15 protein-coding genes are annotated in these 15,148 nt (G+C 60.5%); 7 read left to right on the top strand and 8 right to left on the bottom strand.

Going from position 1 to position 15,148, the window contains the following annotated elements:
* The first annotated feature begins 82 nt into the window (after positions 1–82).
* A complete protein-coding gene (locus tag HH303_RS09320) occupies positions 83–1,219 on the top strand; it encodes a di-heme oxidoredictase family protein (RefSeq protein WP_169625025.1) in 1,137 nt (378 codons plus the stop codon).
* 1 nt (position 1,220) lies between these two features.
* Here the strand turns inward: HH303_RS09320 and HH303_RS09315 are convergent, their stop codons facing one another.
* From HH303_RS09315 to HH303_RS09280, 8 genes are all read right to left on the bottom strand, one after another.
* On the bottom strand, positions 1,221–2,909 hold the full coding sequence (locus tag HH303_RS09315) for an ABC transporter permease (RefSeq protein ID WP_169625024.1): 1,689 nt from the start codon (positions 2,907–2,909) through the stop codon (positions 1,221–1,223).
* The gene (locus HH303_RS09310) at positions 2,903–3,934 is read right to left on the bottom strand and encodes a Fe(3+) ABC transporter substrate-binding protein (protein WP_169625023.1); all 1,032 of its coding nucleotides are present in this window, start codon (positions 3,932–3,934) and stop codon (positions 2,903–2,905) included. Before HH303_RS09310 ends, HH303_RS09315 begins: the two co-directional genes overlap by 7 nt.
* Before the next feature lie 342 nt (positions 3,935–4,276).
* Positions 4,277–5,350: a Glu/Leu/Phe/Val family dehydrogenase gene (locus HH303_RS09305; protein ID WP_169625021.1), complete on the bottom strand. Its 1,074-nt coding sequence runs from the start codon at positions 5,348–5,350 to the stop codon at positions 4,277–4,279.
* Positions 5,351–5,592: 242 nt separating this feature from the next.
* Positions 5,593–6,186 carry a 2-hydroxychromene-2-carboxylate isomerase gene (locus HH303_RS09300; RefSeq protein ID WP_169625019.1) on the bottom strand — a complete coding sequence of 198 codons (594 nt, stop codon included), beginning with the start codon at positions 6,184–6,186 and terminating at the stop codon, positions 5,593–5,595.
* Between the two features lie 4 nt (positions 6,187–6,190).
* A complete protein-coding gene (locus tag HH303_RS09295) occupies positions 6,191–6,874 on the bottom strand; it encodes an N-acetylmuramoyl-L-alanine amidase (RefSeq protein WP_169625017.1) in 684 nt (227 codons plus the stop codon).
* A complete protein-coding gene (locus HH303_RS09290; RefSeq protein WP_169625016.1) occupies positions 6,871–7,749 on the bottom strand; it encodes a DMT family transporter in 879 nt (292 codons plus the stop codon). Before HH303_RS09290 ends, HH303_RS09295 begins: the two co-directional genes overlap by 4 nt.
* Complete coding sequence (locus HH303_RS09285; protein WP_169625015.1) at positions 7,746–8,483, bottom strand: TerB family tellurite resistance protein; 738 nt, start codon at positions 8,481–8,483, stop codon at positions 7,746–7,748. Before HH303_RS09285 ends, HH303_RS09290 begins: the two co-directional genes overlap by 4 nt.
* A gap of 94 nt (positions 8,484–8,577) precedes the next feature.
* Positions 8,578–9,060 (bottom strand): hypothetical protein, encoded by a 483-nt coding sequence (locus tag HH303_RS09280; RefSeq protein WP_169625014.1) that lies wholly within the window; start codon positions 9,058–9,060, stop codon positions 8,578–8,580.
* Positions 9,061–9,595: 535 nt separating this feature from the next.
* Here HH303_RS09280 and HH303_RS09275 point away from each other — a divergent pair.
* The 6 genes from HH303_RS09275 (at position 9,596) to HH303_RS09250 (ending at position 15,142) form a co-directional block, all read left to right on the top strand.
* A complete protein-coding gene (locus HH303_RS09275) occupies positions 9,596–10,510 on the top strand; it encodes a division plane positioning ATPase MipZ (protein ID WP_319637357.1) in 915 nt (304 codons plus the stop codon).
* Between the two features lie 10 nt (positions 10,511–10,520).
* Positions 10,521–11,309: a hypothetical protein gene (locus HH303_RS09270; protein ID WP_169625013.1), complete on the top strand. Its 789-nt coding sequence runs from the start codon at positions 10,521–10,523 to the stop codon at positions 11,307–11,309.
* 120 nt (positions 11,310–11,429) lie between these two features.
* Positions 11,430–12,080, top strand: a complete 651-nt coding sequence (locus tag HH303_RS09265) for a VWA domain-containing protein (RefSeq protein ID WP_319637356.1) — start codon at positions 11,430–11,432, stop codon at positions 12,078–12,080.
* Positions 12,080–12,793 carry a DnaJ domain-containing protein gene (locus tag HH303_RS09260; protein ID WP_169625012.1) on the top strand — a complete coding sequence of 238 codons (714 nt, stop codon included), beginning with the start codon at positions 12,080–12,082 and terminating at the stop codon, positions 12,791–12,793. The genes HH303_RS09265 and HH303_RS09260 overlap by 1 nt, the downstream gene beginning before the upstream one ends.
* Positions 12,794–12,927: 134 nt before the next feature.
* Positions 12,928–13,803, top strand: coding sequence for a UTP--glucose-1-phosphate uridylyltransferase GalU (gene galU / locus HH303_RS09255; RefSeq protein ID WP_169625010.1), 876 nt, complete (start codon positions 12,928–12,930; stop codon positions 13,801–13,803).
* A gap of 28 nt (positions 13,804–13,831) precedes the next feature.
* On the top strand, positions 13,832–15,142 hold the full coding sequence (locus HH303_RS09250; protein WP_169625008.1) for a UDP-glucose dehydrogenase family protein: 1,311 nt from the start codon (positions 13,832–13,834) through the stop codon (positions 15,140–15,142).
* The last annotated feature ends 6 nt before the right edge of the window (positions 15,143–15,148 follow it).

The following is a 15,148-nucleotide window of genomic DNA, read 5'->3' as shown; positions in this document are numbered from 1 at the left end:
CGCTTTCGCTCGCTCCAGCTTGTCCTGAGGGTTCGTGTTCAGGTTTCTGTCTTTCTGTCTGCTTGTCTGTGGTCTCGCGGTCGTGGGAACGGTCGCGTATGCGCAGGATCTGCCGCCCGATCCGCTGGCGCCGCGTGCCGGATTGTCCGCCGAAATGCGGCAAGCTTACGAGGAAGGGCGTCTGATCTTCAACGGTCACTGGCGGCCGTCAGGCACAAACGGACCGGACGATTTGGTCGGGCTGGGGCCGCTTTACAATCGCCTGTCCTGTGCATCCTGCCATGGCGCGGGTGGGCGCGGGAAGCCGCCGGAAGGACCGAACTCTCCCTTCCTTACGGCGCTGGTGCGCATCGGCGTGGTGGACAAGGACGGCAAGGTTTCTGCGCATCCCGTCTTCGGCACGCAAATTCAGGACCGCGCGGTTCCGGATGTTGCGCCTGAGGCATCGCTTTCCCTGGATTGGGAGCCGATGTCGGGGCAATTTCCCGACGGGACGGAATACGAACTGCGCCGCCCGGTCCTGACCATCGCACCCGATCCCGGACCGGATGCGCGCTGGTCTATCCGCGTCGCGCCGCAAGTTTACGGCGTCGGCGCGCTGGCGGACGCGGTCGGGCCCCAGTTCACGCCCGGACTCTTCGGATGGAAAGCGCTTGAACCGACCCTGGTCACCCAGAACGCGGCTGCACTGTCCCAGGATATCGGGATCACCTCCCACTATCAGCCCGTCCCGATTTGCCCGTCGGATGGATGCGCGCAAGGGAAACCGGAAATCGACGGCGCGCGCTTGATGCTGCTGACCCTGTTCACCGACCATCTGGCCGCGCCGGAACCCGATCCTCCGCCTGCCTTGGGAAAGATGCTGTTTACCAAGATCGGCTGCGCGCAGTGCCACCGCCCCGACCTGCCGAAACAGATGGGATCGGGCATGGTGCATGCCTATACCGACCTCGCCTTGCACGATATGGGGCCGGGTCTGGATGACGGTTTGCCGGAAGGCGGGGTGGACAGTGCGAAATGGCGGACAGCACCGCTCTGGGGATTGGGACGGGTGTTGAAGAAGGACCCGGCCTTCCCGCTGCTGCATGACGGGCGGGCCCGGGGGGCGGCGGAGGCGATCCTTTGGCACGACGGATCGGCGGCTGGGGCACGGAAAGGGTTCATGGCCTTGTCGAAAGAAGACCGCGACGCATTGATCGCCTTCCTGACCAGCCTTTAAGTCAGCTACCGCGCGTCAACCGGCGCAGGGCGGCATTCATCAGCATGACGGGGCCGATCCCGGCGATAACGATCATCAGGGCGGGCATCGCCGCCTGTTCCAGCAACTCGTCCTTGGCATACTGGTAGACATAGGTCGCCAAGGTTTCGAAGTTGAAAGGCCGCAGCAGCAGCGTCATCGGCAGTTCCTTCATCACGTCGACGAAGACCAGCAACCCGCCCGCCAGAATGGAGCCGCGCATCAGCGGCAGGACGACCTTGCGCAGGCTGGCGCCGAAACCGTGGCCCAGGACGCGGCTGGCATTCATCAGGTTCGGCGGCAGGCGCTGGATGCCGGCGGAAATCGCGCCATAGCCGACGGCCTGAAACCGGACGAGGCAGGCGAACAGAACCAAACCGACGCCGCTGCTGAACCAGCCCCGGAAATCGAAGCCTAGCCAGTCGCGCAGAACCGCCACGGCACCGGAATCCAACGCACCCGCCGCCGTTACGACGCCGATGGCCAGGATCGTGCCGGGAAAGGCATAACCGACGGCGGACAGGGCGGCGAGACGCTTCAACATCGGTCCGCCGCGATAGGTCGATACGAAGACCAGGAACCCGGCGACACCGATTACCAACAGGGCCGTGCCGCCGGACACGATCAGCGAATTGACGCCAGCATCGACGACTTGCGGGGTGACGTCCAGCGAATAGCCCCGAAGGATGAAGGACAGCAACACGCCGACCGGCAGCAGGAAGCCGACGGCGATGGGCGCGATACAGGCGATCAAGCAACCGGCCAACGAAACGCCCCGCGCCCGAAGGCGTTTCAGCGGCACGGCTTTCTTGCTGGTGTCGGAATAGCGTCGGCGGGACCGTGCATGCAGTTCTATGGCCAGCAGCGCCAGGATGAACAGGAAGGCGAAACAGGCGATCTGCGCCGCCGCCGTCAGGTCGTTCATACCCAGCCAGACGTTGAAGATGCCCAGCGTCAGGGTGCGGACGGCGAAATATTCGACGGTACCGAAATCGCTGATGGTTTCCATCATGACCAGGGCCAGACCGGCGATGATCGCGGGCCGGGCGAGGGGAAGAGCAATCCCGAACAACAGGTTCCGGCGTGCCAGCAAACCGGCCTCGAACAGAGATCCTGGGGTCAGCAGGAAGGCGGTGCGGGTCATCATATAGACGTAAGGGTAAAGCACCGCGCCGATGACCAGCATGGCCCCACCCATGGAGCGGATTTCGGGAAACCAATAATCGCGCGCGCTCTGCCAGCCGAAAATGTCGCGCAGCAATCCCTGCACGGGCCCGGCATATTCCAGGAAATCGGTATAGGTATAAGCGATCAGATAGGCGGGGATGGCGGCGGGCAGCAGTAACGCCCATTCGAAAAACCGTCGTCCCGGAAAGTCATAACGGGTGACGGCCCAGGCGCTGGAAATGCCGAAGATCAGCGTCACGCCGCCGACGCCCAGCATCAAGATCAGCGTGTTGGCGACATATCTCGGTAGAACCGTATCGACCAGATGGCCCCAGTTTCCCTGACCGTCGCCCGATGCTGCGACGAAAACCGAGAAGATCGGTGCCAGCAGCAGCAGGCTGATGAGGGCCGTCGCACCGGTCCAAAGTCGGTTGCCGTCCTTGGACCGGCGGCGGGCCGCACGGGTTGATGTGTCAGGGAAAGTCTGGGAAACCTCTGTTACCATCCGACCGTGTCGATGACCTTCTGCGCGTCAGGCGCCAATTCCGCGATGCGCGCAATCGGCAGGGTGTCTTCCCGGAATTCGCCCCAGGACTTCAGCTCGTCGGACGGACCGACGGCGGGGTTCACCGGGTACTCGAAATTGACGTCCGCGTAAAGCCGCTGGGCTTCCGGTTCGGTCAGGAATTCCAGGAAGCGACGGGCTTCGTCCTTATTTTTGGAATGGATGGCGATGCCGCCGCCGGATACGTTGATATGCGCGCCGCGGTCGCCTTCGCCCTGGTTCGGGAAGATGATATCGATGGCGGCGGCCCAATCGTGCTGTGCCGGGTCTTCCGACGTCAGCATCTTGCCGTAATAGTAGTTGTTCATGATGGCGACGTCGCACTGGCCTTCGTAAATCGCCTTCGCCTGGGCGCGGTCGTTGCCCTGCGGCTTGCGCGCCAGATTGTCGACGAGGCCCTGCGCCCATTCGGTCGCCCCATCGACGCCATGCGCGGCGATCATCGACGCCGTCAGCGCGCGGTTATAAACGTGGCTGCCGGGGCGGGTGCAGATGCGGCCCTTCCAGACCGGATCGGCCAGGTCTTCATAGCGTTTCGGGCGTTCGGCTTCCGGCATGTCCTTTGCCACCGCGATGACGCGGGTGCGCTTCGCGAAGGCGAACCAACGATTCTGCGGGTCGCGCAGATGTTCCGGAATATCCGCTTCCAGGATCTCGGACTCGGTCGGGGCCAGCAGGTCGGCATCGGCATATTCGCTCAACCGCGCGATGTCGACGGTCAGGATAACGTCGGCGGGGCTTTGTTCCCCTTCCGCCTGCAGGCGCTGCACCAGCCCCTTTTCCGCGAAGACGATATTCACCCGCGTGCCCGTTTCTTCCTCATATTTCTTGATGAAGGGTTCGATCAGGAACGGCTGGCGGTGGGAATAGATGTTCAATTCGCCGTCAGCCAGGGCGGGGCCGGATGCCAGGCTGCCGACCGAAACGACGGCAGCGGCGAGCAAGCGGAAGGAAAGGGCAGTCATGGTGGATCGTCCTTTTTGGGGTAAGAGTGCCAAATTGCAGTCGATGCGAAGAAAAGTCCGCAGGTTTTGAAAAAACAAGACATCACCGGGCGCGGCAAAAGCGCCCAATACGGTGCGGAACGGCTGTTTCCTCAAACGCAGAATTTCTTTCATCACAAGCGATGCAACTGCGAGTTATTATCATGAATGGGATCGATAACGCGTTTCATTCCCATTCGCAAGAAGGTGCCGTTGCATCCGGAACATCGGAAAAGGAAGAAGGCGGCCGAATGGCCGCCTTTTCCATATTTACAAGGGGTTGAGATGTTCGGGCGGTCGATCACAAAACCGTGATCGTATGCCTTATTCCGCCGCTAGCGGGCGGTTGGCCTTCCGTTGTCCGGCCTTTGCCGCCGCCAGTTTGTCCTTCGCCAATCGGTCCGCGGCGATATGTGGGGGGATACCGTCATCCTTCGCGCGGCGGAAGATATCACGCATCGTGCCGCCGATCCGTCCGATATGGGCGAAGGTCGCGTCCCGGTCGAAATCCGGTCCCTCGTGATAGATATGGATCACGCCGCCGGCATTCAGCACATAGTCGGGCGCGTACAGGATGCCCCGATCGGCAAGTCGGTCGCCATGGCGGGTTTCCGCCAATTGGTTATTCGCCGCGCCCGCAACGATCGATGCTTTCAAACGCGGGATCGTGTCGTCGTTCAGCGTCGCCCCCAAGGCGCAGGGGGCGTAGACGTCGACATCCGCGTCATAGATCGCGTCCAGACCGACCACCGTCGCGCCCAGTTCCCGTTCCGCGCGGGCGAGCGCCGCCGCATCGATATCGGTCACGGTCAACACCGCGCCGGCGGCATGCAGTCGGCGGGCAAGATCGTATCCGACATGGCCCAGGCCCTGGACGGCGACGCGCACGCCCTTCAGATCACTGGCGCCCAGCGCTTCCCCAACGGCGGCTTCCAAGCCTTTGAAGACGCCATAGGCGGTGCCCGGCGAGGGGTCGAAACCGACACTCTTCACACCGCGCACGTTCCGAGTCGTTTTGGCAATTTCGGCCATATCCTCCGGTGTCGTGCCGACATCTTCCGCGACGATGTAGCGACCGCCGAAACTGTCCACGAAGCGGCCCATTTCGCGCATCATTGCCGGGGTCTTGTCCGTTTTCGCATTGCCGATAATGACCGACTTGCCGCCGCCCCAGGGCAGATCCGCCAATGCGTTCTTGAAGGTCATACCGCGCGACAGGCGCAACACATCGGTCAGCGCCGCCGCGTCGTCGTCATAGGCCCACATCCGGCAACCGCCGAGCGCCGGACCCATAACCGTGCTGTGGAGGGAGATAATCGCCTTCAGACCCGTCTCGCCGTCATAGTGGAAGGCGACATCTTCGTGTTCGTCGAAGCTGGGGGACGAAAATACGCTCATCGGATACCTCCATCGTCTGCTCTGTTGGGTTTATGCTGCGCCGCAGAAAACCGGGGGTTTTTATTCGGCACGCAATATTGTTACCCATGTTATGAGGTCGATCCGGGCTGAGCGGAAGAGGGGAAATGAGACGGGTTTGAAGAAAGACCGAAAATCACGAAGCAGCGCCGAAATGACGCAATCTTCGTGCGGAAAAGGTTGAAAACCGGTAATTCCGATAGCCGCGCTGAAAAGGCGAATTCCTATTTCAACCGGTCGGCCAACATCGGCAGACGATCCTGGCCCCAGAATGTTTCACCATCGACGCAGTACCACGGCGCGCCGAACATGCCGGCGGCGAGGGCGTCCTCGCAGACCTTCAATGCCGTTTCGGCCATTGCGGGGGCTTGTGCCGACGCGACGATCGCCGGACCGTCCAATCCCTGTGCCGATGCGATGCCGGACAGTGTCTGCCAGTCTGAAATATCGCGTTCTTCCTGCCAAACCGCCGCCATGATCGCCCGAGACAGGGAGCCCAGATCCGCGCCCCGGTCAGCCGCCGCCAGGGCGACATATTGGGACGGATGATCGTCGACGGGAAAATGCTTCGGTTCAAAAGTGATAGGAATGCCCAGATAGGCGGACCAGCGCTTCAATTCCTGCATGCGGTAGGCGCGCCGTTCCGGCGACCGTTTCGCGACGGGGACCCCCCCCGTTTTCGGAAATATGTCGCTGACCGATATCGGATGATAGGCAATCGTCGCGCCTGTTTCCGCCGCGATCGCAATCAATCGATCATGGCCGAGGAATGCCCAAGGGGAGATATGACCGTAATAGTAATCGATAATTTTTCCCATAGGATCAGCCTTTCTCTTGAATCAGGGACAGGTAACGCGCGGCGAGACCGCGGCATTGGGCATCGTCCTTGCCGTCGATCCTGCGGGGACGAAACCGTCGTTGGAAAGCATTAATGCGAAGGTCCGCATCGGGATCATAGCCGATTTCGGTCAGCAACTCGGATAAGGACCGGTCGGTATCCAGCTCGGCTTCCGGAAAGACTCCGACTCCCTCCTGCGCGAGTTGCCGCCAGGGGAACAGTTCCCCCGGATCCTGCTTGCGCGCTGGCGCGATATCGGAATGGCCGACAATCCCGGACGGTGGGATCGAATGCCGGGACAGAATGTCCAGGCACAGATCGGTCACCGCCGCGATCTGCTTTTCTGGAAAGGCGCGGTAGCCGAATTCATGCCCTGGATTCTGGATTTCAATACCGATGGAATGGGAATTCACGTCGGTGACCCCGCGCCAATAGGCCAGACCGGCATGCCACGCCCGTTCGGCCTCCGCCACCAGCCGCAGGATCGTGCCGTCTTCCTGAACGAAATAGTGGGCGCTGACCTCAGCCGTCGGATCGCACAGGCGGTCTATCGCCGCCGTCGCGCTCGCCATGCCGGTGTAATGCAGGACCAGCATGTCGACCGGACCGCCATGCCGCCTTGGGCCGTGATTGGGGGACGGGCGGTCCTGAACGGCGGGCAGTGTCATCGGACCTCCGCATCCGGGGCCGACCCTCTTGCTGCCTGACGGATGGTGACGATACCGACACCGACGACGACCATCGCCCCGCCGATTATCATCGGCAGCGTCAATGCGTCGCCCAGAATCAAGACCCCACCGGCGACGCCTACGACCGGCAACAATAGGGTGAAGGGAATAACGCGGCTGAGCGGGTATTGCTTGATCAACCCGTACCAGATGCCATAGCCGGTAATGGTGACGAAGGCCGCCTGGAAGACCGCCGCGCCCCAGCCTTTCCAGCCCGCATCCATCATCATCGCGACCTGATTGTCCTCCACAAGGAAGGAAATCGCGAACCAGCATGGCGCCACCATCAACGCCATCCAACCGTTCAGGGTGAACGGGTCCAAATCGCCAAGCCGCTTCGCTTGCGTTGCGGCATAGGCCCAGCAGAAGGCGGCGAGAACGACCGCAAGGACCCAAATGAATGTTCCTTCGAAACGCGGCTGCCCGCCAACGACGACGCAACCCGCGAAGGCGATGGAAATACCCAGAATACGCCGCCAACCGGGATAGTCCTTGAACATGAAGGCCGACAGGATGACGGCGAACGGGGTGTTCAACTGGCTCAGCAGAGCAGCCGTGGATGCATCAATATACTGCATGCCGGAGAACATCAGGCCAAAATGGATGACGCCCAGCATCATCGAATACCGGAATATCGGCCAGAATCGACCTTTCGGCCATTTGACGAAGGGGACCAGGAAGCAGGCGATCAATGCGAACCGCAAGGCCAACAACAGATAGGGGGAGAAGTCCTGTAATCCCCATTTCACAACGACGAAATTCGACCCCCATATCAGGATGACGAACAGCGCCTTGGCAACATCCAACGCTCTCATTTTTTGGTTTTATCCCTCGCGGCGCGAATCCGGTCATAGGCCGCGTTGATCATCGCCAATTTGTCATTGGCATGGGACACGAACTCTTCCGGCATTCCCTGCGCCGTCAGGCGATCGGGATGGTTCTCGCGCACCAATTTGCGGTGCGCCTGCTTTACGGTTTCGTCATCGGCATCGTGGGACACGCCCAGAATACGGTACGGGTCGGCCTCGTCGGGGGACAATTGCAGGGCCGTGACCCGTTCGAAGGTTGCAGTGTCGAAACCGAAAATATCGGATACTTTTTGCAGGAATGCATGTTCGTTGGGGTGAACGACACCATCCGCCTTGGCGATATGGGCCAGGCACCACAGCAATTCTTCCAGCACCTGCGGAGCCGTCTTGAACATGCCCGCAACCTGATGCGCGTAGGGCTCGAAGCCGCTGGCGTCCTTGCGGGCCTGGTCGAAGACGCGCGCGACGTTCTTCACCTCGTCTTCCGGGACGCGGAATACCTGCCTGAAGGCATCGACCTCGTCCCGGGTCACGACGCCGTCGGCTTTTGCCATTTTGGCGCTCAGCACGATGACGGCGATGGTGAACCCCATGGATTTCTTTGCGCGTTCGGGGTCGGGTTCCTGTTCGGTGCGGTATTTATCGACGAAATGCCCGCCGATCGCCCCGACAAGCAGACCGATCGGCCCGCCGAGGGCGAGGCCGGTCGCGCCGCCGATCACTTTTCCCCATATACTCATGCTTGTTCCGTCTTCCGGCCCGGTCGCCTTATCGAGGTAAGTTTATACTGTAACGGGGTTCGGCAACCCGACAAGGGCGTAACCGGAGAATACGTCAGCCGTCCGTCGACTGTTGCGGATCGCCTTCTTTTAGAATGACGGCGCGCACGACGGTTTCCGCCTGACCGTCCGAAAATTCCTCACCGCTCGGCGCACAGTAATAGCCGACGATGGTCCGCGTGGCGGGCGCGGAAACATCCGCTTTCCAGGATTGGCTGAAGATGACGCAGATTTGGCTGGCCATAGTGAAGCGTCGCCACAAGACCGGCCCAATGGCATTCATGCTGGAATACAGCGTTTGGAACGTCAAATGGCGCCGGGCGAGAATATCCCAATAAGATGCGGCTGCGTCCGGGGCAGGCGGTTCCGCCATGGGCGCATTGTCCAGCCGGCGAATTTCCATCAGCGAGGCGGCGATGTCGTTGTCCGGCGGTCCGCGCCATGTCCGACGCCTGAAATAAAGATCGGACTCCAACTCGAACCGCTCGTCATAAAAGGATGCGGCGCCATCGAGTGTCGGGACCCTGAAATCAAGCAAAAGTGGCGGCGGTTTTTCCCGATTCGCGAAAACAACGTTTTCGTAGTTCGGATCGAGGGGATTCCATCCGAATTCGTCGCAACCCGTTGAAACCAGGCAAGCGCCTAGAATTAATAGCATTTTAGTTAAATTTCGCATGTCGGTCCGATCCATGCTACAAGGCGGCGCTTGAGTCAAAGGCAAGCGAGGGTAACTCTTTTGATCTCGAAGTGGAAATGCCGAACGAAATGGTGGGAGTTTCGCGAGGTGCAGCAAGCGTTTGGGATGGGCTGGGCTCGATGGCAATCGGTCGGGATCGGCAGAAGGGGGCGGAATGGCATGGTCAGGCATAAATTGGGTGCTACGGCGCGGCTTTGCGCCGGATAGGCACCGTGCTATGCCGGGGCAGCATGCATTGCGCAATACGACGGGCGGTAATACGGCGGGCAGTGGTACAATGGGCGGCAATTTCAGGGACGATCCTAAGCAGGACGGCATACCGTCGGACGAATCCGCCCAAGGCGATGACCGACCCACAGTGTCGAGACCGACGCCCATGACGGGGACGAAAAAAGACGCAATGCCGGAAGACGCCTCGAAAAGAACAGTCGTAACGGCGATGCCGACGCCGCCCGTACAGCCTGCGACGCGGGGTCAGATCGTGGTCGTCGGAAACCAGAAGGGCGGATCGGGCAAGTCCACGACGACGATGCATATCATCGCGGCCTTGCTGTCGTCCGGCGCGAAAGTGGCCAGCATCGACCTGGATGCCCGTCAGGGTACCTTGTCCCGCTATGTTGAAAATCGTCAGGCCTTCATGCAGCGCAAGGGCGTAAAACTGCCCATGCCGACCCATCGCAGTATCGAACCGTCGACGGTGGCGTCGACGGACGTTGCCCGCGCCCATGATCAGCATGCTGTCGAGCGGGCCGTTCAAGACCTTGCCATGCGGCACGATTACGTCGTTATCGACACGCCCGGCACCGACAATTTCCTCAGCCGCGTCGGGCATTCCTTTGCGGATACGCTGATCACGCCGTTGAACGACAGTTTTGTCGATTTGGACGTTCTGGCAACGATCGATCCTGAAACATATGCCATGACGCGCCCGTCGAAATACGCGGAAATGATCTTTCAGGTGAAGATGCAGAAGGCGCGGCGGGACCGATCGAACCGCACGTTCGAATGGATCGTGATGCGCAATCGGACGGGGCAGCTTGATTCCCGAAATCAGCGGGCGATGGACGAAGCGTTGGAAAAGCTGAGCCAACGGATCGGTTTCAAATTGGTTCCAGGTTTCTCCGAACGTGTTATCTTCCGCGAGCTTTTCCTGGACGGTCTGACCCTGTTGGATCTGAAGACGAAGGGGACGGATGTGAAAATGAGCATGTCCCACCTGGCCGCCCGCCAGGAAGTCCGCGATCTGATGTCGGAAATCGGTTTGGAAAGCGCTGCAACAACCGTTTCCTGACTGGGTCCCAATGTTTGATTGTTCCCTTCCCGGCGCCCGTAATCTGATTCTTTCAGGCCATCGCATCGTTCCGGTGATGCAGCCGGACGCGACATTGTCCGCGTCTTACGCAAACCCGCTGCCGCAATATGAGGAAAGCTATCCACTGACCCACATCGTGTTGGTCGGCGATATCTTCTGGGGGATTACCAGCGGCACCAACCAGCCATTCGTCAGCGGCAAGGGATTATGGGATCAGGGGGTTCTGGGATATTCGAACACCCCGGAAGCGCTTTACATATCCACTACTTACGAGCTGATGTCGCAAGGGTTGCGGGATGGCAATCGCAAGCTGAACCTGAACAGCCTGCGGCAGTATGCGACGTTCCGATTCCATGCGCGGCAGGATGCGGCGCTGGTCTGGGATGGGGAGCGTCCGGACGAAATCGATGCTCTCAGGGCCGCGATCGAAAACGGCAGTTACTTTCGCGTGGTGTTCGAAAATTCGGACGGCGTTGTTTTTTCGCAGGCCGTCGATATCGCAATGCTGTTTTCGGAAAGCGGAAGCGTCGAAATCAACACCCACCCGGTTCTCTTTCCCGACTTTTTCCTGAATCCGGAACAATTCGCGCGGGTTATCGCTGAAAACGTGCCGCAAATTTTGGGGGAGAGTGCGGATCGGACCAGATCGGTATCCCTGAACAATACGATCACCGGCGGGTTTCATTCCGTGCGGTCGGATGGAACGTATCTTGGAGTAAGGGAAATTTTGACGGATCGGCGCAGGCAATGGCGACAGGCGCGCCTATATGCCTACTAAAAGCCATTCAGGGGTGACGTTTCCTGGAATCACCCCATATCTAACGGCATGAAAACACAGCCGACAAAGCGCCGTGACACAAATGACGACGTCGCCGCCTTTTTGGAAAAGGTGAAGGCGGTGCGTAAACCCGATGCCGGCCGGCGCGGGCGGCTGGTCTTCGCGTTGGATGCGACGATGAGCCGCCAACCGACCTGGGACATGGCCTGTTCCATTCAAGGCGAGATGTTCGAGGCGACCAAGGCGATCGGTGGATTGGATGTCCAGTTGGTCTATTTTCGGGGCTACGGCGAATGCAAGGCCGGGCGCTGGCAGCCCGATGCCGACGGTTTGTCGCGCCTGATGTCGCGGGTTGAATGCCATGCCGGGCGTACGCAGATCGGCAAGGTCCTGTCCCATATCCGCAAAGAGACGACGAAACAGCGTATCGGCGCGGCGGTTTATGTCGGCGATGCGTTTGAGGAAGATATCGACAAGGTTTGCCATGTTGCCGGCAATCTGGGACTTTTCGGTGTGCCGGTCTTTCTGTTCCAGGAAGGGCACGACCCGGTAGCCCGCAAGGCGTTCCAGGAAATCGCCCGCCTGACGAATGGGGCATGGTGTCGGTTCGATCAGGGAAGCGCCGGTCGGTTGAAAGCGTTGCTGTCTGCCGTGGCGATTTATGCTAGCGGCGGGATCAAGGCCCTGGAGCACCACAGCCGTGGCGCGGATGGCGAGGCCGCCGTCGCCTTGCTGGGCCAGTTGCGAAAGCCGGGGCCGGGAGGCGGCTGATGGTCTGGTTCCTGCTGGGCGTCGCGGTGTTGGCCTGTTTGCTGTTCCTGATCAATTGGGGCAGCACGGCAAATCCGGCGAAGGTCGTGCAGGCCATCAAATATGTCGCCATCGGCATGGGCATGGGGGTGATTGCCCTTGTCGCCCTGACCCGTAATTTCCAGCTGATTTGGGGATTGGGTGTCGTGGCGCTGCCCTGGATTTTGCGCCTCAACGGATTGCGCCGCGCCTGGAAGTCGATGAAGGGGCCGACGCGGGGCCAACGTTCCGGCATTTCCTGCCGGTTCTTCGATATGTCGCTGGACCACGATAGCGGCGATATGGACGGACGGGTGAAGGAAGGCCGATTCGCCGGTGCCCTTTTGTCGGAACTGTCGATGGAAGAAAGCGTTACGCTTTTTCACGATGTGGATCAAAGTGGCGATACGCGGTCCCGGCAGTTGTTGGAAGCCTACCTGGATCGCCGCTTCGGCGGCGACTGGCGGTCCGAAAACGGTTCGGACGAAAGGCGGTCGGAAGAACCGCGCGCGCGGTCGGGATCGATGTCCCGTCAGGAAGCGTTGGAATTGCTGGGGCTGCAGGACGGGGCCGATGAAGAGGCGATCAAGGCGGCCCATCGACGCTTGATGAAACAGGTGCATCCCGATGCGGGCGGTTCGGCCCATCTTGCCGCATTGATCAATCAGGCAAAGGACGTGCTTCTGGGCCGGTGACGGTTCGGTGACAAAGCGCTGTTTCTGTGGTCAAAGCCTTGCGGAACAGCGTCGGCGTGTGGCAATACCCTGTCGCCGTCAGTGTCGTTTTCTCATGTCGGTTCCGGCATCTGTCTTCCGATTAGGAGCGGGGTATGTCCAGCAAGGTCACTAAGGCTGTCTTTCCCGTTGCCGGGTTGGGGACGCGGTTCCTGCCCGCGACCAAGGCGATGCCCAAGGAAATGCTGCCCGTCGTCGACAAGCCGCTGATCCAATATGCGGTCGAAGAAGCCATGGCGGCCGGGATTGAGGAATTCATTTTCGTCACTGGGCGCGGCAAGCAGGCGATCGAAGATCACTTCGACCTGGCCTTCGAATTGAAGGCGATGCTGGAACGGCGCGGAAAGACCAAGGAACTGGACGAAATCCTGTCCTTTCTGCCGCCGGCGGGCCGGGTAAAATATGTCCGCCAGACGGAAGCGCTGGGCCTGGGGCATGCGGTCTGGTGTGCGCGGGACATGATCGGCGACGAGTTTTTCGCGGTCGTGTCGCCCGACGACTTGGTTCTATCCGAAACGCCCTGTCTGAAGCAGTTGGTCGATGCCCATGCCGAAACCGGCGGGAACACGGTCGCCGTTATGGATGTCCCGCGCGACCGGACGGATCGATACGGTATTCTCGATACGCCGAACGCGGAAGACCGGTTGGCCGAGATCAAAGGCCTTGTTGAAAAGCCCGCCCCGGCGGCGGCGCCGTCGACGTTGTCGATCATCGGGCGCTATATCCTGGATGGGGCAATTTTCGGTCATCTGGACCGTCATGAGAAGGGCGCCGGAGGGGAAATTCAACTGACCGACGCCATGGCGAAACTGATCGGCACCGGGCCGTTTCACGGTTTGAGATTCGAAGGCGAGCGCTACGATTGCGGGACGAAGGATGGTTGGCTGGCGGCCAATATAGCCTTTTCCCTCGCCCGACCGGATCGCCGGGAAGCGACGCGCACCATCGTGAACCGGTTCGCCGGTTCCTGACTGATAACTGTTTGAGGGGCTAACCGCGATGCGAATTGCAATGATCGGCACCGGCTATGTGGGTTTGGTTTCCGGTGCCTGCTTTGCGGATCTGGGGCACGATGTCGTTTGTGTCGATATCGACCCGCGCAAGATCGAAAAACTGGAACGCGGCGAAATCCCAATCTACGAACCCGGTCTTGAAGAAATAGTCTCGCGCAATGTAACGGCGGGGCGGTTGAGCTTTACCACAGAAGTTTCCGAAGGCGTGCCGGGCGCGGATGCGGTTTTCATCGCGGTCGGGACGCCCCCCCGCCCTGACGACGGCCATGCTGATCTGCGCTTCGTCCATGCCGCGGCGGAAGGGGTTGCCGCCGCGATGACCGGCTATACCGTGATCGTCGATAAATCGACCGTGCCGGTCGGCACCGCGCGGGAGGTTTCGCAGATCGTCGCCCGGACCCGCGACGCCTCGGAATACGACGTTGTCTCCAACCCGGAATTCCTGCGCGAAGGGGCCGCGATCGAAGATTTCCTGAAGCCGGACCGCGTTGTCGTCGGTTGCCGCACCGAAAAGGCGGCGGCGATCATGCAGGGAGTTTACAAGCCGCTGACCGATCAGGGCGTGCCGCTGCTGATCACCGATCCGGAATCGGCGGAACTGATCAAGTATGCGGCCAACGCCTTCCTGGCGGTGAAGATCGGTTTCATCAACGAAATCGCGGATGTGTGCGAACGCACCGGCGCGGACGTCCGGCAGGTCGCGAAAGGGATCGGCATGGATACCCGCATCGGTCCGAAATTCTTGATGCCCGGCCCCGGTTACGGCGGCAGCTGCTTCCCCAAGGACACGCTGGAACTGGTCGCCACGGCGCGGAAATCCGGGGCGCCCAGTAGGATCGTGGAAGCGGTTGTGGAATCCAACGACAACCGCAAACGGTCCATGGCCGATCGCGTTGCCGACGCGATGGGCGCGCCGGTCGACGGGGCGCGGATCGCGGTGCTGGGCCTGACCTTCAAGGCGGAAACCGACGATATGCGCGAAAGCCCCGCAATCGATATCGTGGCGGCGCTGCAGGATAAAGGTGCGAATGTCGTGGTTCACGACCCTAAGGGAATGGAGGCCGCCAAACCGTTCATTCGCGATGTGGATTGGGCGGAAAATGCTTACGCGGCGCTCGACTCCGCCGATGCGGCTGTTATCGTTACGGAGTGGTCGGAATACCGTATGATGGATTTGGAACGCGTGAAGGGTCTGCTGTCGAAGCCGGTTCTTGTCGACTTGCGTAATCTTTTCGATCCCGCGGATATGAAAGATCGTGGGTTCGTATATTCCAGCGTCGGGCGACCGGCCGAATGAACTAAC

This window comes from Pacificispira spongiicola, assembly GCF_012926505.1.
Taxonomy (GTDB): Bacteria; Pseudomonadota; Alphaproteobacteria; order UBA8366; family Aestuariispiraceae; genus Pacificispira; species Pacificispira spongiicola.
The sequence above is the reverse complement of the archived record's forward strand: the minus strand, read 5'-3'. Positions and strand labels throughout refer to the sequence as shown.